The organism is Buchnera aphidicola (Melaphis rhois) (assembly GCF_005080745.1).
Classification (GTDB): Bacteria; Pseudomonadota; Gammaproteobacteria; order Enterobacterales; family Enterobacteriaceae; genus Buchnera_B; species Buchnera_B aphidicola_AT.
The window spans coordinates 520,775-539,123 of sequence record NZ_CP033004.1; the positions used below are offsets into that span (position 1 = coordinate 520,775).

Consider the following 18,349-nt stretch of genomic DNA (forward strand, 5'->3'; position numbering starts at 1 on the left):
TTTCTTTATTAATTCATACTTTATAATAATATATTATTCAACTAACATCAAAATTAACTTAGTATAAGTTAGTATAAGTTATCCTTACAAATATTTACATCTTAAATAATATTTAACCCTGACGCTGTTTATGTTTAGGATCTGTATTACAAATAATTCGAACAACATTATTTCTACGAACGATTCTACAATTTCTGCAAATTCTTTTAACCGACGTGCGAACTTTCATGATGATTATCACCGTAATGAAAATAAACTTTTTGAATCTATTTTTAAAAACTTAAATTAGATTTTTTTAATAAAGATTCATATTGAGTAGACATGATATATGTTTGTATTTGAGAAATAAAATCTATAATTACTACGACTACAATTAGTAACGAAGTGCCACCAAAATAAAATGGAACTCCTATAAACATACGCATAAACTCCGGTATTAAACAAATAAATATCATATAAATAGAACCTAATAAAGTTAATCGTAAGGTAATTTTATTGATATACTTAGCTGTTTGTACTCCAGGTCGAATTCCAGAAATAAAAGCTCCAGACTTTTTTAAATTATCCGCTGTTTCACGGGGATTAAAGACTAATCCAGTATAAAAAAAACAAAAAAAAGTAATAGTTATTACATAAAAAAGTATATAAAAAGGTTGAGTAGGTTGTAAATAAAAAGAAATACGCATTAACCATGTCCAATGATGCCCCCCACCAAACCAAGAAACTAAAGACACAGGAAATAATATAATGCTAGATGCAAAAATCGCTGGAATAACACCCGCCATATTTAATTTTAAAGGAAGATGTGTATTCTGTTCGGAATAAACATGACGACTTCTATAGTTCCTTGCATAATTAACAGTAATTTTTCTATAACTTCTTTCAATAAATATAACAAAAAATGTTACCAAAAATATAATAACTGAAATCAATAAAAATAGTAAGAAACTTAAACTACCTTGTCTAACTTGCTCGATAGTATGTTTAATAGCAGAAGGTATGCTAGATACAATTCCTGAAAATATTATTATTGAAATACCATTACCAATACCTTTCTCAGTAATTAATTCACCCAACCACATTAAAAAAACAGTACCTGTAACTAAACCAATAACAGCAGTACAATAAAAATATATATTAGGATGAATTACTAAATGACTTATTCCTGATATATTTGGTAAACTAATGGAAACACAAAAAGACTGTAAACCAGCTAACACTAAAGTAGTATACCGTGTATACGCATTAATCTTTTTACGTCCGACTTCGCCATCTTTTTTTATTTCTATAAACTTAGGATACACTAGCGTAAGTATTTGTATAATGATTGATGCCGATATAAAAGGCATAATGCCTAATGCAAAAATTGAGGCTCTACTTAAAGCTCCTCCAGAAAACATATTAAACATTTCTACTAAAGTGCCTTGTTGATGTTGTAACAACTTGGATAATATCGAAGCATCAATACCAGGTATTGGAATAAATGATCCTATTCTAAAAACTATTAACGCAATTAAAACAAATAAAACTCTTTTCTTTAACTCACTAAACCTAGTATCAATAATTTTAGAATTCTTACCAAACTTTTTCTTTATCATAATACCTACTAATTATTCTTGAATTTTTCCACCCAAATTTTCAATCATACTACGAACACCTCTTGTAACATGTAGTCCACGAACTATTAATGGAACGGTAATTATTCCAGATAATATTATTTTAACAAAGCTAACATTTTTATTAATTATATTATATTTTTTTAATAATTCTAAATCAATTACTTGATTTGGAAATTTGTTTAATTCTGATAATCTAATCTCAATTCGATTCTTATTTTTCAAAGAAACAAACCCAAATTTCGGAATGCGTCTATAAATAGGCGTTTGTCCACCTTCAAATCTTTGATTGATTTTTCCTCCAGAACGGGATTTTTGACCTTTATGACCTCTTCCTGCGGTTTTCCCTAAACCCGATCCAATACCTCGACCTTTTCTCTTACATTTCTTTCGAGAACCAACCGACGGGGATATATTATTTAAATACATTGTATTCATACCTAATTAATAATATTTAATTTACTTTTAACATATAAGATATTTTTTTTATCATTCCCTGAATAGAAGGTGTATCTTTACGTTGAACTGTATGTCCTATATAACGTAATCCTAATCCAAATAACGTCGCTTTGTGCTTTGGTAATCGCCCTATTGCACTTTTTATTTGAGTAATATTAAGATATTTTTCCATATTATTATTTCACCAAAATGTCTTTAATTAACTTATTACGCTTAGCTGCTACCATTTCTGGAGATCTCATATTTCTTAATCCAGAAATAGTTGCTTTAACTACATTTATAGGATTAGTAGATCCATAGGTTTTAGCGAGTACATTGTGAACGCCTACTACTTCCAATACTGATCTCATAGCACCACCTGCTATAATTCCAGTACCTTCTGAAGCTGGTTTCATAAATATATTCGATCCAGTATGAGATCCAAAAATTGGATGTTGTAATGTATTGTTATTTAAAACAACATTAATCATAGTTCGACGCGCTTTTTCCATTGCTTTCTGGATAGCAGCAGGAACTTCACGAGCCTTTCCATATCCAAATCCAACTTTTCCATTTCCGTTACCTACTACTGTCAAAGCAGTAAAAGAAAAAATCCGACCACCTTTCACTGTTTTCGAAACACGATTAACAGAAATCAATTTTTCTTTTAAGTCTAGACTATTTTTTTTATCTGAATAAATTGCCATTATAGTATTTTACCTTAAAAATTTAAACCTGCCTCTCTTGCAGCATCAGCTAATGCTTTAATACGACCATGATACTGAAATCCAGAACGATCAAATGAAACGTTTCTAATACCACTCTTCAAAGCACGTTCTGCAATAACTTTTCCAACAATAGTAGCAGCTTCTTTATTACCTGTGTATTTAACTAATGATGATAATTTCTTTTCAAGAGTCGAAGCAACTACTAAAACTAAAAAATTTCTAGGAGAAATAATTTGCGCATATATGTGTTTAGGAGTACGATGCACAACTAAACGAACAGATTTCAATAACTTTAATTTACATCGGGTTTTAGTCGCTCTACGAATGCGAACTTTCTTTTTATTGACTAATAACATTTACTTCTTTTTAGCCTCTTTTATACGTACTACTTCATCATTATAACGAATACCCTTTCCTTTGTATGGTTCTGGAACTCTATAAGATCTTATATTAGCTGCTACCTGACCAACTAATTGTTTATTAATTCCTTTTATAATAATTTCTACTTGAGATGGACATTCAACAATAATGCCTTTTGGAACATAATATTTAATTACGTGAGAATAACCTAACGACATATGAACAACATTGGCATTTACTATTGTAACTCTATAACCTACACCAAATAATTTTAATTTTTTTGAAAATCCCGTAGTAACACCAATAATCATAGAATTCACCAATGATCTAGAAGTACCAGCTCGAGACCAACCTTTAGAAGAATTTTCTTTACTTTTAAATATTAAATGATTATTGACATAGGTAATTAATACATCTTTATTTACAATACAACTAAGAACATTGTTTTCTTTTTTAACTATAATGCTTTGTCCAGAAAATGAAATGTTAACATCAATAGGAACAATAACTGATTTTTTTGCTATACGAGACATATTCTTTTCCAATCAAGAAACATGACAAATAATTTCACCACCAAGACCTTCTCTACGCGCTGACTTATCCGTCATAACTCCTTTTGACGTTGAAACTATAGCTATCCCTAAGCCAGCCATAACTCTTGGCAATTTATTTTTTTTGTTATATATTCGCAAACTAGGAGAACTTATCCTTTTCACATTCTCAACTACAGGTTTACCATCAAAATATTTGAGAAATAATTCTAATTCAGGCTTATTAATACAATTTTTCACTATATAATTCTTTATATATCCTTCGTTTTTTAATACAATACTAATTGCTACTTTTAATTTAGAAGATGGCATAATTACTGACACCTTATTAGCTAATTGACTATTTCGAATTCTAGTCAACATATCTGATATAGGATCTTGTATAGTCATATATAATTCCAAAATATGTAATAAACAAATTTTACCAACTAGCTTTTTTTAAGCCAGGAATTTCGCCTTTCATTGCTGCTTCTCTTACTTTAATACGACTTAATCCGAACTTTCTTAAAAAAGCATGTGGCCGACCAGTTTGGCGACAACGATTTCTCTGACGAATAGGACTAGAATCACGAGGAAACTTTTGAAGTTTTAATACAGCATTCCAACGACTTTCCTCTGAAACTGTAGAATCAGATATAATAGCCTTCAAATGACTTCGTTTTAAAAAAAATTTATTAGCTAATTTTATACGTTTAACTTCACGAGCTTTTATAGATTTCTTAGCCATTTATAATCTTACCTCATTTTCTAAATGGAAAATTAAAAGCGGATAACAATACACACCCCTCATGATCAGACTTTGCAGTAGTAGTAATAGTAATATTCATACCTCTAATTCGATCTATTTTATCATAATCAATTTCAGGAAATATGATTTGTTCACGAATTCCAATACTATAATTCCCTCTTCCATCAAAAGATTTTTTAGATAATCCTCGAAAATCGCGAATTCTAGGAATTGCTATAATAATTAATCGCTCCAAAAAATTCCATTTTCGTTGTCCTCTCAAGGTAACTTTACATCCAATAGGATATCCTTTACGAATCTTAAAACTAGAAACTGATTTACGAGCTTTAGTTACTAATGGTTTTTGACCGGATATTTTTGTTAAATCATCAATAGCACTATCAAGAGATTTCTTATCTGATGATGCCAATCCTAAACCAATATTTAAAGTAATTTTATGAATTTTAGGTACTTGCATCACAGAAGAGTAATTAAATTTATCCATAAATTCTTTTAATATTTTAGTTTTATAATAATCATAAAAAAACGACACTATCAATACTCCAATTTACTTAATAGTAATATTATTCGATTTTAAAAATCGTACTTTTTTGTTATTCTCTATTCTAAAACCAATTCGATCTGACTTCTGTGTATGAGGATTAAAAATAGCTATATTAGAAATATGAATACTTGCTTCTATTTTAACTATTCCACCTGTTATATTTTGAGATGGAATAGGTTTTTGATGCTTTTTAATTAAATTCAAACCATCTATAATTACTCTATTTTTAAATAATATTTTTTTAACTATTCCAATTTTACCTTTTTCTTTACCTGCTATAATTATTACTTTATCGTTTTTTTTAATTTTAGATGCCATAATTATTTATTCTCTTTATAATACTTCTGGAGCTAACGAAATAATTTTCATAAATTTTTCATTTCTTAACTCACGAGTAATAGGACCAAAGATTCTTGTTCCTAATGGTTGATCGTTACTATTTAGTATAACACACGAATTAGTATCAAATCTGATAATAGAACCATCACTTCGCCGTATTCCTTTTTTAGTTCTAACTATTACTGCTTTAAAAACTTCTCCTTTTTTTACCTTACCTCTAGGTATAGCTTCCTTAATAGCAACTTTTATAACGTCTCCTATACCTGCATATCTGCGTTGTGAACCACCAAGAACTTTAATACACATTGCAGATCGTGCACCAGAATTATCAGCTATATTCAATATACTCTGTTCTTGAATCATGTCATATCCTATAGTAAAGAAACAAATGTCTACTTGACGTTTATAAATGACCTTATCGAAAAATACAATAACGTGAACAATACATAAAACTATGTGACATATAAAACATGAATAGCAAATATCATAATACTATTCATGTTAAAATCGAATGATATCTATCATCAAATAACAGCTTTTTTAACAATTCGAACTAAAGTCCAAAATTTCGTTTTAGATATTGGACGACATTCACGAATTTCTACTATATCTCCTAATCTACATTTATTCTCTTCATCATGAATATGTAATTTAGTTGTTCTTTTAATAAACTTTTTATATAGTTGATGCTTAATTACACGCTGAATAGAAACAATAGAAGATTTTTGCATTTTATTACTAATAACATAACCTAACAACGTTCTAATTTTTTTTTCCATTACATTTTTCCTTATTAGTTAATAAAAAATTAACTCGAGCAATATTACGGCGAACCAATCGTAATAAATGAGATTTTTGTAATTTTTTAGAAGAAAATTGTAAACGCAGACTAAATTGTTCTTGTAATAAATTATCTAATTCAATATTCAATTCTTTAATAGTTTTTTTTTTACTACTTTTATGCTCATTAAATTATCCTTTTAGTGACAAATATAGTTTTTATAGGCAATTTCGAAGACGCTAATTTGAACGCTTCTCTAGAAATTTCTTCAGATACACCACTTATTTCATATAACATCGTTCCAGGCTTTACTAAAGCTACCCAATATTCCACATTACCTTTGCCTTTTCCCATCCTTACTTCTAAAGGTTTTTGAGTAATTGGTTTATCTGGAAAAACGCGAATCCAAATTTTTCCTTGTCTTTTAACAAATCTAGAGATAGAACGCCTAGCTGCTTCAATTTGACTAGATTTTAATCGACCTCGTTCAATAGCTTTTAAACCATAAGATCCAAAACTAATATTTGAACCAATAGCATAACCTCTATTACGACCTTTATGCATTTTTCGAAACTTCGTTCGTTTTGGTTGTAACATTAGGATTTTCCCTACTTTTTGTACTTTCTTGTATGTTTTTTAAATTTAGAAAGAGATTTTTCTAATTTTGGGACAGATGTAATACCACCTAAAATTTCACCTTTAAATATCCATACTTTTACACCAATTACACCATAAGTAGTATATGCTTCAGACAAGCTATAATCTATATCAGCTCTCAACGTATGCAAAGGTACTCGACCTTCTCGATACCATTCTCTCCTTGCTATTTCTACACCTCCTAAACGTCCACTAACTTCTACCTTAATACCTTTAGCTCCTTGTCTCATTGCATTTTGTACAGAACGTTTCATAGCACGTCTGAACATGACTCTACGTTCCAACTGAGAAGTAATGTTATCAGCTACTAACTTCGCATCTAACTCTGGTTTACGAATTTCAGAAATATTTATCTGAACAGGAACTCCAGTAATATTAGTTACTGCTAATCGCAATTTTTCTACATCCTCACCTTTCTTACCTATAACTATTCCAGGACGTGAACTATATATTGTTATTCGAATACTCTTTGAAGGACGTTCAATAACAATACGAGAAACCGATGCTTTAAATAGCTCTTTTTTTAAAAATTTACGAACTCTAAAATCACTATCCAACATTTCTGCAAAATTTTTAGTATTAGAAAACCATATTGAATTCCAATGTTTAATTATACCTAACCGCATACCATTAGGATGTACTTTTTGACCCATTTACTAATTCTCCAACTATTTCATATTATCAGAAACAACTATAGTAATATGACTAGTGCGCTTCAAAATACGGTCTGAACGACCTTTGGCACGTGGCATCATTCTTTTCATAGTTGGACCTTCGTCAATAAAAATTTTTGTTATAGTCAAATCATGTGCATCAATTCCATTATTATGCTCAGCATTAGCAATAGCTGATTGTAAGACTTTCTTAAGTAATACTGAAGCTTTTTTATTACTATAAGTTAGAATACTTAAAGCGTATGGTGCTTTATGACCTCGAATTAAATTAGCTACTAATCGTATTTTTTGAGCAGAAGACCGAGCTTGACGATGCTTAGCAATAGTTTCCATATTAAATATTTCCTCTAACGTTTCTTAATCTTTTTGTCAGCAACATGACCTCGATACATACGAGTTATAGAAAACTCACCCAACTTATGCCCTACCATATCTTCAGTAATAAATATCGGAATATGTTGACGTCCATTATGTACTGCTATTGTTAAACCAATCATATTTGGGAAAATAGTCGAACGACGAGACCAAGTTCGTATCGGTTTTTTATCGCGATTTTTAACAGCTTTATCAACTTTTTTAAACAATGAAATATCAATAAAAGGCCCTTTCTTAAGAGAACGCGGCACTGTATTTACTCCTTAAACTATTTATTACGATTTTTTATAATAAATCGATCAGTTCGTTTATTTCTTCTAGTTTTTTTACCTTTAGTTTGTAATCCCCATGGACTAACTGGATGCTTTCCAAAATTTCTACCTTCACCACCTCCATGAGGATGATCTACCGGATTCATTGCAGTTCCTCTAACAGTAGGACGTACCCCAAGCCAACGAGAAGCACCAGCTTTACCTAATACTCTTAACATATGCTCCTCATTTCCAACCTCACCAATAGTTGCTCTGCATTTCGATTCTAATTTTCTTATTTCTCCAGAACGTAATCTTAATGTGACATATTTATCTTCTTTAGAAATTAATTGAACACTTGAACCTGCTGATCTAGCTATTTGCGCACCTTTTCCAGGTCTCATTTCTATATTATGAATGATTGTTCCAACAGGAATATTTTGTAACGGCAACGTATTACCTACTTTAATATCAGATAATACACCTGACATAATTTTAGAACCAACGTGTAAACCTTTAGGTGCTAAAATATATTTCCGTTCTCCATCATTATATAAAATTAAAGCAAGATTCGAAGATCGGTTTGGATCATATTCTAGTCGTTCAACAGTAGCAGGAATATTGTCTTTATTTCTTTTAAAATCAATAATTCTATAAGATCTTTTATGTCCTCCTCCTATGTGGCGAGTTGTAATATGTCCATGATGATTTCGACCTCCACTCTTTTTTTTCTTTCTTAAAAGAGGAGAAAAAGGCTTACCTTTATGTAAATCAGAATTGACTAATTTAACAACATGACGGCGACCAGGAGATGTTGGTTTACATTTAATAATGGTCATATATTATTTCCTCCTTTATGTATTACTTTACTCTATATGTCCAATAAAATTAATATTTTGCCCTTTCTTTAAAGTAATATATGCTTTTTTCCAATTACTCAAAGAACCCGTACGGCCGTTTTTACGTTTTTTTTTACCCTGAACAATCAATGTATTAATACGATGCACCTGTATTTTAAACATCTGTTTTAAAGTTTGCTTAATTTCATGTTTAGTAATATGAATAGGAACTTGTACTACTACAGTATTAAATTTTTCCGAAGAGATAGAAGACTTCTCAGAAATATGAGGTGAGAGAAATACTCTTAAACATTGCTGAACACTAATCATAACAATAACTTCTCCACTTGTTTAATAGCTTCGGAAGTGATGATAATATTTTTAAACGTAATTAAACTTACTGGATTAATACAATTAGTACTCTTAATATCTACTTTATATAAATTTCGTGAGGCTAAAAATAAATTTTTATCTTGTACTTTCGTTACAATTAAAACATCAAACACTGGTATAGATTTTAATTTATCTAATAACAACCTAGTTTTAGGTTCATTTACAAAGAATTTTTCAAAAATAAACAATCGATTCTGACGAATTAATTCAGAAAAAATACTTTTTAAAGCACCTCGATACATTTTTTTATTGATTTTTTTGTAAAAATCTTTAGGTTTAGCTGCAAAAGTAACACCACCAGATCTCCAAATAGGACTTCTCAAGGCACCAGATCTTGAACGTCCTGTACCTTTTTGTCTCCAAGGTTTTTTACCTGATCCAGATACTTCTGATCGACTTTTTTGTGATTTAGTTCCTTGTCGAATACCAGATGAATAAGAGACAATAACTTGATGTACCAATGCTTCGTTGAAATTACAATTAAAAATAATATCAGATACATGAATCACACCCTTTTTATCTCTAAGTGCTAATTCCACTATATTTTACTCCTTTTGATTTAACTGCTGGTTTAACAATAAGATCACTTCCTTGATAACCTGGAACAGAACCTTTAACTAAAAGTAAATTTCGGTTCAAATCAACTCTAACTATATCTAAATTTTGTACTGTCACACGATGGTTTCCCAAATGACCAGCCATTTTTTTACCTTTAAAAACTCTTCCAGGTGTTTGATTTTGTCCAATAGAACCAGGAGCTCGATGAGATAAGGAATTACCATGACTAGCATCTTGAGTACAAAAATGCCATCTCTTAACTGTACCACAAAATCCTTTTCCTTTAGATTTTCCAACTACATCAACTTTACTTAAATTTGAAAATAAATTTAAATCTAAGGCTTGTCCTATTTTAAAATTTGATGTATTTTTAGTAATACGAAACTCCCATAAACCACGCCCAACTTTTGCTCCAGATCGTAAAAAATGTCCAATTTCTGATTTAATTAATTTATTATTATTTTTAGTTCCAGTAGTAACTTGAATAGCATTATAACCATCAGTCCCTACATTTTTAATTTGAATAATACGATTTTCCTGTATTTCAATTACAGTTACTGAAATAGACACACCATCTTCTGTAAAGATACGCGTCATTCCTATCTTTTTACCGATTAAACCAATCATGTGTTATTGAATCCCTTTAATCATTTACTTATACAATTAACCCAAACTAATTTGAACATCTACACCAGCAGCGAGATCTAATCGCATCAAAGCATCAACAGTTTTTTCAGTAGGTTCAACAATATCAATGAGTCGTTTGTGTGTTCGAATTTCATATTGATCACGAGCATCTTTATTTACATGAGGAGAAATCAGTATAGTAAATCGTTCTTTGTGTGTTGGAAGAGGAATAGGTCCACGAACTTGCGCTCCAGTTCTTTTAGCTGTTTCAACAATTTCTGAAGTAGACTGATCAATTAATCTATGATCAAAGGCTTTAAGACGAATGCGTATTCTTTGGTTCTTCTGCATAAAACCAAAACTCCTATAATGTAGAAATTGTAAAACGTTTTTATTTTTAATTTTAAAAAAATATGCTAATATTAATTTTAGATTTATAAAAACATTTTTTAAAAACAATGCAATATATCACTAAAAAAAAATGTTCTAAATTATTGAAATAATATATTTAGTAATTTAAATACATATAAGTTCAAGCATAAACAAATTACACAACATTGTTAAAATTTAGTAATCATAGCATGTTATAAATATTATATTCATGTATATTTAATAAATATTGTAAACACTAAATAAAATTTAAATGATAAAACGTCCATATCATATTATTATAAAGCATGAAGTAAGAAAATTCATTATTTTTTTATCATTTATCTCATAAAGATATATTGTTTATCTCAAAGTATATAACTTCAATTAAAATTATGTGATATAAAACGAAAAATCAAGAAAAGAGCTAAGTTCTAATTTCTTTTCTTGACTTAATATCTTTAATATATATTATATAATAAATTTTATTATCTAATTAATAATTCTAACTACAATTCCAGCACCTACGGTTCTTCCACCTTCTCGAATCGCAAAACGCAATCCATCAGACATTGCAATAGGGTGAATTAACGTAACTACCATTTTTACATTGTCTCCTGGCATAACCATCTCTATTCCTTCTGGAAGTTCAACATAACCTGTTACATCTGTAGTACGAAAATAAAATTGCGGTCTATAACCTTTAAAAAACGGCGTATGACGCCCTCCTTCTTCTTTAGATAATACATATACCTCAGATTCAAATTTTATATGAGGAGTAATGGTACCTGGCTTTGATAAAACTTGACCTCTTTCAATATCATCGCGTTTAGTCCCTCGCAATAATACTCCAACATTTTCCCCTGCTCGGCCTTCATCTAATAGCTTTCGAAACATTTCTACGCCAGTACATATAGTCTTAGAAGTAGGTTTAATACCTACTATTTCTACTTCTTCACCTACTTTTATTATACCCCTTTCTACACGACCAGTAACTACTGTTCCACGACCTGATATAGAAAAAACATCTTCTATAGGAAGTAAAAATGGTTGATCAATTGATCTTTTCGGTTCAGGAATATAAGTATCTAAAATATTGGCTAAATCAATAATTTTGCTTTCCCATATACAATCTCCTTCTAATGCTTTTAAAGCAGAACCTCGTATAATCGGGGTTTTATCACCAGGAAAATCATATTGAGTCAACAAATCACGAACTTCCATCTCTACTAACTCAAGTAGTTCTTCGTCATCTACCATGTCACATTTATTTAAAAACACAACAATATAAGGAACTCCAACCTGTCTTCCTAATAAAATATGTTCACGAGTTTGAGGCATAGGACCATCTGTAGCTGCTACTACTAAAATTGCACCATCCATTTGAGCAGCTCCAGTAATCATGTTTTTTATATAGTCAGCATGACCAGGACAATCTACATGAGCATAATGTCTTAAAGAAGTATCATATTCTACATGAGAGGTATTGATAGTTATTCCTCGTGCTTTTTCTTCAGGAGCATTATCAATCTGGTCAAACGCCCTCGCAGATCCTCCATACTTTTTTGCTAAAACAGTAGTTATAGCTGCTGTTAGGGTAGTTTTACCATGATCAACATGACCAATAGTTCCAACATTTATATGAGGTTTTAAACGATTAAATTTTTCTTTAGACACAACTTTATTTCCCTTTAAAAAAATATTTATAACAATACAAAATTAAAGTTATCTATTTTCTCTTTGTTCAATAATAGAATTCGCTATATTTCTTGGAGCCTCTAAATATTTTAAAAATTCCATTGAATAAGAAGCTCTACCTTGGGTTTGTGAACGTAAATCAGTTGCATAACCAAACATTTCAGAAAGTGGTACTTGAGCGGAAATAATTTTTCCCATTAATAAATCTTTCATTCCTTCGATTATTCCTCTTCTTCGGTTTAAATCACCTATTACATCACCCATATATTCTTCTGGAGTCTCGACTTCAACTTTCATAACCGGTTCTAACAATACTGGTTTTGCATTTTTAAAAGCACTTTTAAATGCTAATGAAGCAGCTAACTTAAACGCAATTTCAGAAGAATCAACATCATGATAAGAACCAAAATGTAAACGCACTCCAATATTAACAACAGGGTATCCAGCTAAAGGACCGCTATTTAATTGTTCCTGAATTCCTTTATCAATAGCAGAAATATATTCTCCCGGAATGACTCCACCCTTAATATCATTTATAAATTTATAATTTTCTCCGTTAGGTTTCAAAGGAAATAAGTCAATTACGACGTGCCCATATTGACCTCTTCCACCAGATTGTTTTATATATTTTCCCTCAATATCTTTTACATTATTTTTAATAGTTTCACGATAAGCCACTTGAGGCTTTCCTATGTTGGCACTAACACTAAACTCCCTTTTCATTCTTTCAATAATAATTTCTAAATGTAATTCTCCCATTCCCGATATAATTGTTTGATTAGATTCTCGATCTGTACATACTCGAAAAGAAGGATCTTCTTTTGCTAATCTACTTAGAGCAATACCCATCTTTTCCTGATCTGCTTTAGTTTTTGGTTCAATAGCTATAGAAATAACTGGATCAGGAAAATCCATTTTTTCCAGTATAACCAAATGATTTGGATCACATAAAGTATCACCTGTCGTTACATTTTTTAAACCAATAGCTGCAGCTATATCTCCCGCTCTTACTTCTTTTATTTCTTCTCTTTTATTTGCATGCATTTGCACAATACGTCCAAAACGTTCTTTTCTCTGCTTAACAGAATTAAATACTGTATCGCCAGAACTAACTACACCTGAATACACTCTAAAAAAAGTTAAATTGCCAACAAATGGATCTGTAGCAACTTTGAATGCCAATGCAGAAAAAGGCTCTTGATCATTCGCATTGCAAGAGATTGAAGTACTTTTTGTATTTTGTGACATTCCTCTAATAGATTTAATATCATTAGGGGAAGGTAAAAAATCAATTATCGCATCTAATAAAGCTTGAACACCTTTATTTTTAAAAGCAGATCCACAAGTAACAGGAATAATTTCATTATTTAAAGCTCGTTCACGTAATGCAACTTTTATTTCTTTTTCAGATATTGTTTCACCTGTTAAATACTTTTCCATCAACACTTCATCATTTTCCACTGCAGCTTCAATAAGATTTTGATGCCATTTAATAGATAACTTCTTCAAATTAGAAGGAATATCTCCATAAGTAAACGTAATTCCTTGATCTACGTTATTCCAATGAACTGCTTTCATTTTTATTAAATCAACTACCCCAATAAAACTATCTTCTGATCCAATAGCTAATTGGATAGGAACAGGATTAGCACCTAGTTTAATTTTAATTTGTTTAATTACATTAAAAAAATTCGCACCTATACGATCCATTTTATTTATAAAAGCAATTCTTGGAACATTATATTTATTTGCTTGTCTCCATACTGTTTCCGACTGAGGCTGAACTCCACCGACAGCACAATATACCATAACGACGCCGTCTAATATTCTCATAGATCTTTCTACTTCTATAGTAAAGTCTACATGTCCAGGAGTATCAATAATATTAATTCTATGAGGTAAAAATTGTTTAGCCATACCTGACCAAAAAGTAGTAGTTGCTGCAGACGTTATAGTAATCCCCCTTTCTTGTTCCTGTTCCATCCAATCCATAGTGGCTGCACCGTCGTGTACTTCACCGATCTTATGATTAATGCCTGTATAAAATAAAATACGTTCAGTAGTAGTTGTTTTTCCAGCATCTATATGAGCACTAATTCCTATATTTCGGTACTGTATTATTGGTGTCGTACGTCCCATTATATTCCTCTAATTTTAAATTTTTATATAGTAAATCTTTATATACAAATAAAAAATTAATTATAAGTTAATTAATATTTACACATATTTTATTAATTACCAACGATAATGTGCAAAAGCTTTATTAGCTTCTGCAATACGATGTACCTCTTCTCGTTTTTTTACAGCAGATCCTTTATTATCTACTGCATCTAATAATTCATTTGCTAATCTCAAAGACATAGACTGATCAGTACGTTTTCTAGCAGCATCTACAATCCATCTCATAGCTAGCGCATATCTCCGGACAGAGCGAACCTCTACTGGCACTTGATATGTCGAACCACCAACACGACGAGACTTTACTTCAACAACAGGACGAACATGTTCTAACGCTAAATCAAATGATTCTAATTCACTTTTCTTAGTATGTTGAGATAAAATTTGTAACGCATCGTACACTATTTCTTCTGCAATTGATTTTTTCCCATTAACCATTATTATATTAATGAACTTGGCAATAATTTCAGAAGAAAATTTAGGATCTGATAAAATTTTTCGATGCCTAACAACACGACGCCTTGGCATAATAACACACTCCAATCAATTCTTATTTAAAATTAACTCTTGTTTATTGTTCAAAATTTCTATATAACTAATTTATTATACACAAATACTATTATGATTTTTGTTTTTTTACTCCATATTTAGAACGCCCCTGTTTTCTATCCTTTACACCAGAACAATCCAAAGCTCCTCTAATAACATGATATCGCACTCCTGGTAAATCCTTTACTCTACCCCCTCGAATTAATATCACTGAATGCTCTTGTAAATTATGACCTTCACCTCCAATGTAAGAAGTAACTTCAAAACCATTTGTTAATCGAACCCTGCATACTTTACGTAATGCAGAATTAGGCTTCTTTGGAGTAGTGGTATATACTCTAATGCACACACCTCTTTTCTGAGGACATTTATTTAAAGCGGGAACATTACTTTTCACTATTTTACGTAAACGAGGCTTACGAACTAATTGATTGACTGTAGCCATATTACTCCTAATTATTAAGCATTAGAAATGCTTATTTATATTAATTAATACGTACAAATACAAAAATAATTGTGATTAAAATAATACGATTTTGTTTATAACATTTGTTTTACCAAGACATTTGCTTTTTATGTTTCTTAGTTAAATAAACAAATTGTACATAATCAATGACATTCACTTTATAAGAAATTATTTTTTGAATGCCACGAGCATAAACATCTTGTTTTATAGCATATAATACTATTGGAATAGACAATAATTTTTTAAGAAATATATTGTCATTCACTGAAAGTATTACACTATCTTGTAATACAACTACGTCATCATTAGATCTTAACAGATCTATTAATAGTATCATATTAATTTCGAAAGGAGAACGCATTAAAATATGTAACATATTTTATTATTCCTTAAAAACTAATAATTACATCATGTTTTTCTAACTTTTCGCGTATACATTTTCTGCTTATGATAGAAACATTTAAACAAAAATTACACTTATCAAACAAACCCCGTTCAACTAATGAATCTTTGCAATAATATAAATTATTAATTTCAAAAAAGGGTAATACTCCAAATGAAGACACATAATTATGAGATAAAATACATTCTGGATTCTGATTTTTCATTAACTGAAACACACCATCTCCAATAAAAAAAATAGAAATGTTTTGATTAACCATAGAAATAGACAATACAGCATCTAATCCTTCACGACTTAAACTAACACCATAAGGTACACGATAAAAAATAAAAGCAATATTTTTCATTAAATTAATCACTAAAACTGTATAATACGGTCACTTTTTTCTATATATTTTGCTAATTCACTCAAACCAGTAAAACAAAAAAAAGAGTTTATAGCATCATGTTTTTTTAAAACTTCGTCATCATTATTTGTGTTATTAACAATTCCTCTTCTAGATGCTGCACTAATACATACATTTAATTTGACAGAACATACATGATATAAATCTATCCATTTTTCTACTAAATTATATTCACGAGAAGGAAAAGAAACTAATTTTTTAGCATTTAATACTCCATCACAATGAAAAAAAATACTTAATAATTTATTTTTAGTAATTATAATTGCCCTAGAAAATAAAAGAGCAGTAGAAGCATTTTGAGTACCATAAGGAGGGCCGGTTACTAACAACGTATAATACATTTTATTACTCTATTTTATTCTTTAATAATTATAATATTACTCTATATATAGAATATTACATTTTCATTATACATTAGATTTGATGTCAATCAATTCTATATCAAATATCAAAGTAGAATTACATGGTATACCAGGTGTCTTTTTTTCCCCATATGCTAATGATGGTGGGACAATCAATTTAATTTTTCCTCCTTTTTTTATATATTTCAACCCTTCTTGCCATCCCAATATCACACTATTTACAGGAAATGATAATGGTTTTCCACTCTTATAAGAATTATCGAATTCATGACCATTAATAAATGATCCAACATAATGTACAGTAACAATATCATCTTTATGTATATTCGATCCAATACCCTTTCTTTCTATAAAAAACACTAAACCTGATCGGGAATGTTGAACATTTTTTTTTGTTAACATTTTTTTAATATATTTCTCCCCTAGAATAGCGTTTACTTTTGCTTCCTTAATTGTTATTTCCTTTTCTAATGTTAACAATCTTTGCTCTAATCGATTGAGTATTTGAGAAATTTCACTATCCGATAATTTAGATTCAAAAAAAATTGAATCTCTAATTCCTGACAACAACACATTCTTATTTAAATATACCCCTAATTTATTTTGGTCTGAAAAAAAATTATTTATATAATGTCCTAAAGATACACCCAATGCATAAGACGATCTATTACTATCACTTTTAAAATCTTTGTTATTAAAAGTATGTACCTTAAATGAATTAACTTCAAAACCCATCACTTCAGAGTAAACTGTAAAAATAAAAAAAGAAACAGCTATTATCATTCCTTTAAGTAAAAATGAGAACATCGTCTCCCCACAAGTTAAAATATTATATTTAATTAAATTAAATTATTACTAAATATTTCAATAATACTTTTATACAACATGTATAAACTGTAATTATTACGTAAAATATATATCTATTCTAACTAAAACAATAAAAATTTTAAAAATTGATATTAAATGTATACTTTAGAAATATAATATAAAATATCTAACATAACAGAATAAATTAAACAATTTATACAAAATTTAAAAATATATTAACATTAAAATAATTAAACTAAAAAACTAAAATTCATTGGAATATTTGTAAATATGCTTAATAAAAACTATTAATTTTCAAATTAATACGATAAATACATTCATATAAATTAATTTTCAATAAAAATTTTCTAAATAGATAGGTAATAAAAGTAAAATTTATCTAAAGTCTAATAAAATATATAATATATTAATTACTGACAACTAACAAAATATACTACCAATATTTTATGCAACATCAACATAAACATAAACAACTGATCCTAATTTCTATTTTACATAATGATATATAATAATTTAAAAAGTTTGAAGATAAGTTTCTTAGTCTCAGATAATGTTATATATTTCTTATATGCTATAACAATGATTGCTTAACAAAGTATATTTAAAAAAAA

The 18,349-nt window shown here is 29.4% G+C and carries 31 protein-coding genes; all 31 read right to left on the reverse strand.

The window, feature by feature from the left end; all coding sequences use genetic code 11:
* Window positions 1–112: 112 nt before the first annotated feature.
* Window positions 113–229 carry a 50S ribosomal protein L36 gene (gene rpmJ, locus D9V73_RS02345; protein ID WP_158336672.1) on the reverse strand — a complete coding sequence of 39 codons (117 nt, stop codon included), beginning with the start codon at window positions 227–229 and terminating at the stop codon, window positions 113–115.
* A 43-nt stretch (window positions 230–272) separates the two neighbouring features.
* Window positions 273–1,595, reverse strand: coding sequence for a preprotein translocase subunit SecY (gene secY, locus D9V73_RS02350; protein ID WP_410051764.1), 1,323 nt, complete (start codon window positions 1,593–1,595; stop codon window positions 273–275).
* A gap of 15 nt (window positions 1,596–1,610) precedes the next feature.
* Window positions 1,611–2,045, reverse strand: coding sequence for a 50S ribosomal protein L15 (gene rplO, locus D9V73_RS02355; RefSeq protein WP_158336674.1), 435 nt, complete (start codon window positions 2,043–2,045; stop codon window positions 1,611–1,613).
* A gap of 25 nt (window positions 2,046–2,070) precedes the next feature.
* Window positions 2,071–2,247 (reverse strand): 50S ribosomal protein L30, encoded by a 177-nt coding sequence (rpmD, locus tag D9V73_RS02360; RefSeq protein ID WP_158336675.1) that lies wholly within the window; start codon window positions 2,245–2,247, stop codon window positions 2,071–2,073.
* Window positions 2,248–2,251: 4 nt separating this feature from the next.
* Window positions 2,252–2,761 carry a 30S ribosomal protein S5 gene (gene rpsE, locus D9V73_RS02365; protein ID WP_158336676.1) on the reverse strand — a complete coding sequence of 170 codons (510 nt, stop codon included), beginning with the start codon at window positions 2,759–2,761 and terminating at the stop codon, window positions 2,252–2,254.
* A gap of 14 nt (window positions 2,762–2,775) precedes the next feature.
* Entirely contained in the window at window positions 2,776–3,138 is a 363-nt protein-coding gene (gene rplR, locus D9V73_RS02370) for a 50S ribosomal protein L18 (RefSeq protein WP_158336677.1), read from the reverse strand.
* Window positions 3,139–3,675: a 50S ribosomal protein L6 gene (gene rplF, locus D9V73_RS02375; RefSeq protein ID WP_158336678.1), complete on the reverse strand. Its 537-nt coding sequence runs from the start codon at window positions 3,673–3,675 to the stop codon at window positions 3,139–3,141. It abuts the gene before it with no gap.
* 12 nt (window positions 3,676–3,687) lie between these two features.
* Window positions 3,688–4,083, reverse strand: a complete 396-nt coding sequence (gene rpsH / locus D9V73_RS02380) for a 30S ribosomal protein S8 (protein WP_158336679.1) — start codon at window positions 4,081–4,083, stop codon at window positions 3,688–3,690.
* 31 nt (window positions 4,084–4,114) lie between these two features.
* A complete protein-coding gene (rpsN, locus tag D9V73_RS02385; protein WP_158336680.1) occupies window positions 4,115–4,420 on the reverse strand; it encodes a 30S ribosomal protein S14 in 306 nt (101 codons plus the stop codon).
* Between the two features lie 13 nt (window positions 4,421–4,433).
* Entirely contained in the window at window positions 4,434–4,973 is a 540-nt protein-coding gene (gene rplE / locus D9V73_RS02390) for a 50S ribosomal protein L5 (RefSeq protein WP_158336681.1), read from the reverse strand.
* Window positions 4,974–4,988: 15 nt separating this feature from the next.
* Window positions 4,989–5,303, reverse strand: coding sequence for a 50S ribosomal protein L24 (gene rplX, locus D9V73_RS02395; RefSeq protein ID WP_158336682.1), 315 nt, complete (start codon window positions 5,301–5,303; stop codon window positions 4,989–4,991).
* Between the two features lie 15 nt (window positions 5,304–5,318).
* The gene (gene rplN / locus D9V73_RS02400) at window positions 5,319–5,687 is read right to left on the reverse strand and encodes a 50S ribosomal protein L14 (RefSeq protein WP_158336683.1); all 369 of its coding nucleotides are present in this window, start codon (window positions 5,685–5,687) and stop codon (window positions 5,319–5,321) included.
* Between the two features lie 161 nt (window positions 5,688–5,848).
* Window positions 5,849–6,103, reverse strand: coding sequence for a 30S ribosomal protein S17 (gene rpsQ / locus D9V73_RS02405; protein ID WP_158336684.1), 255 nt, complete (start codon window positions 6,101–6,103; stop codon window positions 5,849–5,851).
* Complete coding sequence (gene rpmC / locus D9V73_RS02410; protein ID WP_158336787.1) at window positions 6,087–6,263, reverse strand: 50S ribosomal protein L29; 177 nt, start codon at window positions 6,261–6,263, stop codon at window positions 6,087–6,089. Before rpmC ends, rpsQ begins: the two co-directional genes overlap by 17 nt.
* Window positions 6,264–6,291: 28 nt before the next feature.
* Window positions 6,292–6,702 (reverse strand): 50S ribosomal protein L16, encoded by a 411-nt coding sequence (gene rplP / locus D9V73_RS02415; protein ID WP_158336685.1) that lies wholly within the window; start codon window positions 6,700–6,702, stop codon window positions 6,292–6,294.
* Window positions 6,703–6,713: 11 nt separating this feature from the next.
* Window positions 6,714–7,415 (reverse strand): 30S ribosomal protein S3, encoded by a 702-nt coding sequence (gene rpsC / locus D9V73_RS02420; RefSeq protein ID WP_158336686.1) that lies wholly within the window; start codon window positions 7,413–7,415, stop codon window positions 6,714–6,716.
* 15 nt (window positions 7,416–7,430) lie between these two features.
* Window positions 7,431–7,769 carry a 50S ribosomal protein L22 gene (rplV, locus tag D9V73_RS02425; protein ID WP_158336687.1) on the reverse strand — a complete coding sequence of 113 codons (339 nt, stop codon included), beginning with the start codon at window positions 7,767–7,769 and terminating at the stop codon, window positions 7,431–7,433.
* A gap of 14 nt (window positions 7,770–7,783) precedes the next feature.
* Window positions 7,784–8,062 (reverse strand): 30S ribosomal protein S19, encoded by a 279-nt coding sequence (gene rpsS, locus D9V73_RS02430; RefSeq protein WP_158336688.1) that lies wholly within the window; start codon window positions 8,060–8,062, stop codon window positions 7,784–7,786.
* A gap of 17 nt (window positions 8,063–8,079) precedes the next feature.
* Window positions 8,080–8,901: a 50S ribosomal protein L2 gene (gene rplB / locus D9V73_RS02435; protein WP_158336689.1), complete on the reverse strand. Its 822-nt coding sequence runs from the start codon at window positions 8,899–8,901 to the stop codon at window positions 8,080–8,082.
* 27 nt (window positions 8,902–8,928) lie between these two features.
* Window positions 8,929–9,231 (reverse strand): 50S ribosomal protein L23, encoded by a 303-nt coding sequence (rplW, locus tag D9V73_RS02440; RefSeq protein WP_158336690.1) that lies wholly within the window; start codon window positions 9,229–9,231, stop codon window positions 8,929–8,931.
* Complete coding sequence (gene rplD, locus D9V73_RS02445; protein ID WP_158336691.1) at window positions 9,228–9,833, reverse strand: 50S ribosomal protein L4; 606 nt, start codon at window positions 9,831–9,833, stop codon at window positions 9,228–9,230. The genes rplW and rplD overlap by 4 nt, the downstream gene beginning before the upstream one ends.
* The gene (gene rplC / locus D9V73_RS02450) at window positions 9,817–10,479 is read right to left on the reverse strand and encodes a 50S ribosomal protein L3 (protein ID WP_158336692.1); all 663 of its coding nucleotides are present in this window, start codon (window positions 10,477–10,479) and stop codon (window positions 9,817–9,819) included. Before rplC ends, rplD begins: the two co-directional genes overlap by 17 nt.
* A gap of 36 nt (window positions 10,480–10,515) precedes the next feature.
* On the reverse strand, window positions 10,516–10,830 hold the full coding sequence (gene rpsJ / locus D9V73_RS02455) for a 30S ribosomal protein S10 (RefSeq protein WP_158336693.1): 315 nt from the start codon (window positions 10,828–10,830) through the stop codon (window positions 10,516–10,518).
* A gap of 510 nt (window positions 10,831–11,340) precedes the next feature.
* Entirely contained in the window at window positions 11,341–12,525 is a 1,185-nt protein-coding gene (gene tuf / locus D9V73_RS02460) for an elongation factor Tu (RefSeq protein ID WP_158336694.1), read from the reverse strand.
* 48 nt (window positions 12,526–12,573) lie between these two features.
* On the reverse strand, window positions 12,574–14,685 hold the full coding sequence (fusA, locus tag D9V73_RS02465) for an elongation factor G (RefSeq protein ID WP_158336695.1): 2,112 nt from the start codon (window positions 14,683–14,685) through the stop codon (window positions 12,574–12,576).
* A 96-nt stretch (window positions 14,686–14,781) separates the two neighbouring features.
* Window positions 14,782–15,252, reverse strand: a complete 471-nt coding sequence (gene rpsG, locus D9V73_RS02470) for a 30S ribosomal protein S7 (protein WP_158336696.1) — start codon at window positions 15,250–15,252, stop codon at window positions 14,782–14,784.
* 91 nt (window positions 15,253–15,343) lie between these two features.
* Window positions 15,344–15,718 (reverse strand): 30S ribosomal protein S12, encoded by a 375-nt coding sequence (gene rpsL / locus D9V73_RS02475; protein WP_158336697.1) that lies wholly within the window; start codon window positions 15,716–15,718, stop codon window positions 15,344–15,346.
* A gap of 109 nt (window positions 15,719–15,827) precedes the next feature.
* On the reverse strand, window positions 15,828–16,115 hold the full coding sequence (tusB, locus tag D9V73_RS02480; protein ID WP_158336698.1) for a sulfurtransferase complex subunit TusB: 288 nt from the start codon (window positions 16,113–16,115) through the stop codon (window positions 15,828–15,830).
* A 13-nt stretch (window positions 16,116–16,128) separates the two neighbouring features.
* A complete protein-coding gene (gene tusC, locus D9V73_RS02485) occupies window positions 16,129–16,488 on the reverse strand; it encodes a sulfurtransferase complex subunit TusC (RefSeq protein ID WP_158336699.1) in 360 nt (119 codons plus the stop codon).
* 11 nt (window positions 16,489–16,499) lie between these two features.
* Window positions 16,500–16,889, reverse strand: a complete 390-nt coding sequence (gene tusD, locus D9V73_RS02490; RefSeq protein ID WP_158336700.1) for a sulfurtransferase complex subunit TusD — start codon at window positions 16,887–16,889, stop codon at window positions 16,500–16,502.
* Between the two features lie 66 nt (window positions 16,890–16,955).
* On the reverse strand, window positions 16,956–17,717 hold the full coding sequence (gene fkpA, locus D9V73_RS02495) for an FKBP-type peptidyl-prolyl cis-trans isomerase (RefSeq protein WP_158336701.1): 762 nt from the start codon (window positions 17,715–17,717) through the stop codon (window positions 16,956–16,958).
* Window positions 17,718–18,349 lie beyond the last annotated feature (632 nt).

Bases quoted from the DNA above. Each gene is read 5' to 3' on its own strand.
- rpmJ (WP_158336672.1), bottom strand. From the start codon at position 229: ATGAAAGTTCGCACGTCGGTTAAAAGAATTTGCAGAAATTGTAGAATC.
- rplO (WP_158336674.1), bottom strand. From the start codon at position 2,045: ATGTATTTAAATAATATATCCCCGTCGGTTGGTTCTCGAAAGAAATGT.
- rpmD (WP_158336675.1), bottom strand. From the start codon at position 2,247: ATGGAAAAATATCTTAATATTACTCAAATAAAAAGTGCAATAGGGCGA.
- rpsE (WP_158336676.1), bottom strand. From the start codon at position 2,761: ATGGCAATTTATTCAGATAAAAAAAATAGTCTAGACTTAAAAGAAAAA.
- rplR (WP_158336677.1), bottom strand. From the start codon at position 3,138: ATGTTATTAGTCAATAAAAAGAAAGTTCGCATTCGTAGAGCGACTAAA.
- rplF (WP_158336678.1), bottom strand. From the start codon at position 3,675: ATGTCTCGTATAGCAAAAAAATCAGTTATTGTTCCTATTGATGTTAAC.
- rpsH (WP_158336679.1), bottom strand. From the start codon at position 4,083: ATGACTATACAAGATCCTATATCAGATATGTTGACTAGAATTCGAAAT.
- rpsN (WP_158336680.1), bottom strand. From the start codon at position 4,420: ATGGCTAAGAAATCTATAAAAGCTCGTGAAGTTAAACGTATAAAATTA.
- rplX (WP_158336682.1), bottom strand. From the start codon at position 5,303: ATGGCATCTAAAATTAAAAAAAACGATAAAGTAATAATTATAGCAGGT.
- rplN (WP_158336683.1), bottom strand. From the start codon at position 5,687: ATGATTCAAGAACAGAGTATATTGAATATAGCTGATAATTCTGGTGCA.
- rpsQ (WP_158336684.1), bottom strand. From the start codon at position 6,103: ATGGAAAAAAAAATTAGAACGTTGTTAGGTTATGTTATTAGTAATAAA.
- rplP (WP_158336685.1), bottom strand. From the start codon at position 6,702: ATGTTACAACCAAAACGAACGAAGTTTCGAAAAATGCATAAAGGTCGT.
- rpsC (WP_158336686.1), bottom strand. From the start codon at position 7,415: ATGGGTCAAAAAGTACATCCTAATGGTATGCGGTTAGGTATAATTAAA.
- rplV (WP_158336687.1), bottom strand. From the start codon at position 7,769: ATGGAAACTATTGCTAAGCATCGTCAAGCTCGGTCTTCTGCTCAAAAA.
- rplB (WP_158336689.1), bottom strand. From the start codon at position 8,901: ATGACCATTATTAAATGTAAACCAACATCTCCTGGTCGCCGTCATGTT.
- rplW (WP_158336690.1), bottom strand. From the start codon at position 9,231: ATGATTAGTGTTCAGCAATGTTTAAGAGTATTTCTCTCACCTCATATT.
- rplC (WP_158336692.1), bottom strand. From the start codon at position 10,479: ATGATTGGTTTAATCGGTAAAAAGATAGGAATGACGCGTATCTTTACA.
- rpsJ (WP_158336693.1), bottom strand. From the start codon at position 10,830: ATGCAGAAGAACCAAAGAATACGCATTCGTCTTAAAGCCTTTGATCAT.
- fusA (WP_158336695.1), bottom strand. From the start codon at position 14,685: ATGGGACGTACGACACCAATAATACAGTACCGAAATATAGGAATTAGT.
- rpsG (WP_158336696.1), bottom strand. From the start codon at position 15,252: ATGCCAAGGCGTCGTGTTGTTAGGCATCGAAAAATTTTATCAGATCCT.
- rpsL (WP_158336697.1), bottom strand. From the start codon at position 15,718: ATGGCTACAGTCAATCAATTAGTTCGTAAGCCTCGTTTACGTAAAATA.
- tusB (WP_158336698.1), bottom strand. From the start codon at position 16,115: ATGTTACATATTTTAATGCGTTCTCCTTTCGAAATTAATATGATACTA.
- tusC (WP_158336699.1), bottom strand. From the start codon at position 16,488: ATGAAAAATATTGCTTTTATTTTTTATCGTGTACCTTATGGTGTTAGT.
- tusD (WP_158336700.1), bottom strand. From the start codon at position 16,889: ATGTATTATACGTTGTTAGTAACCGGCCCTCCTTATGGTACTCAAAAT.
- fkpA (WP_158336701.1), bottom strand. From the start codon at position 17,717: ATGTTCTCATTTTTACTTAAAGGAATGATAATAGCTGTTTCTTTTTTT.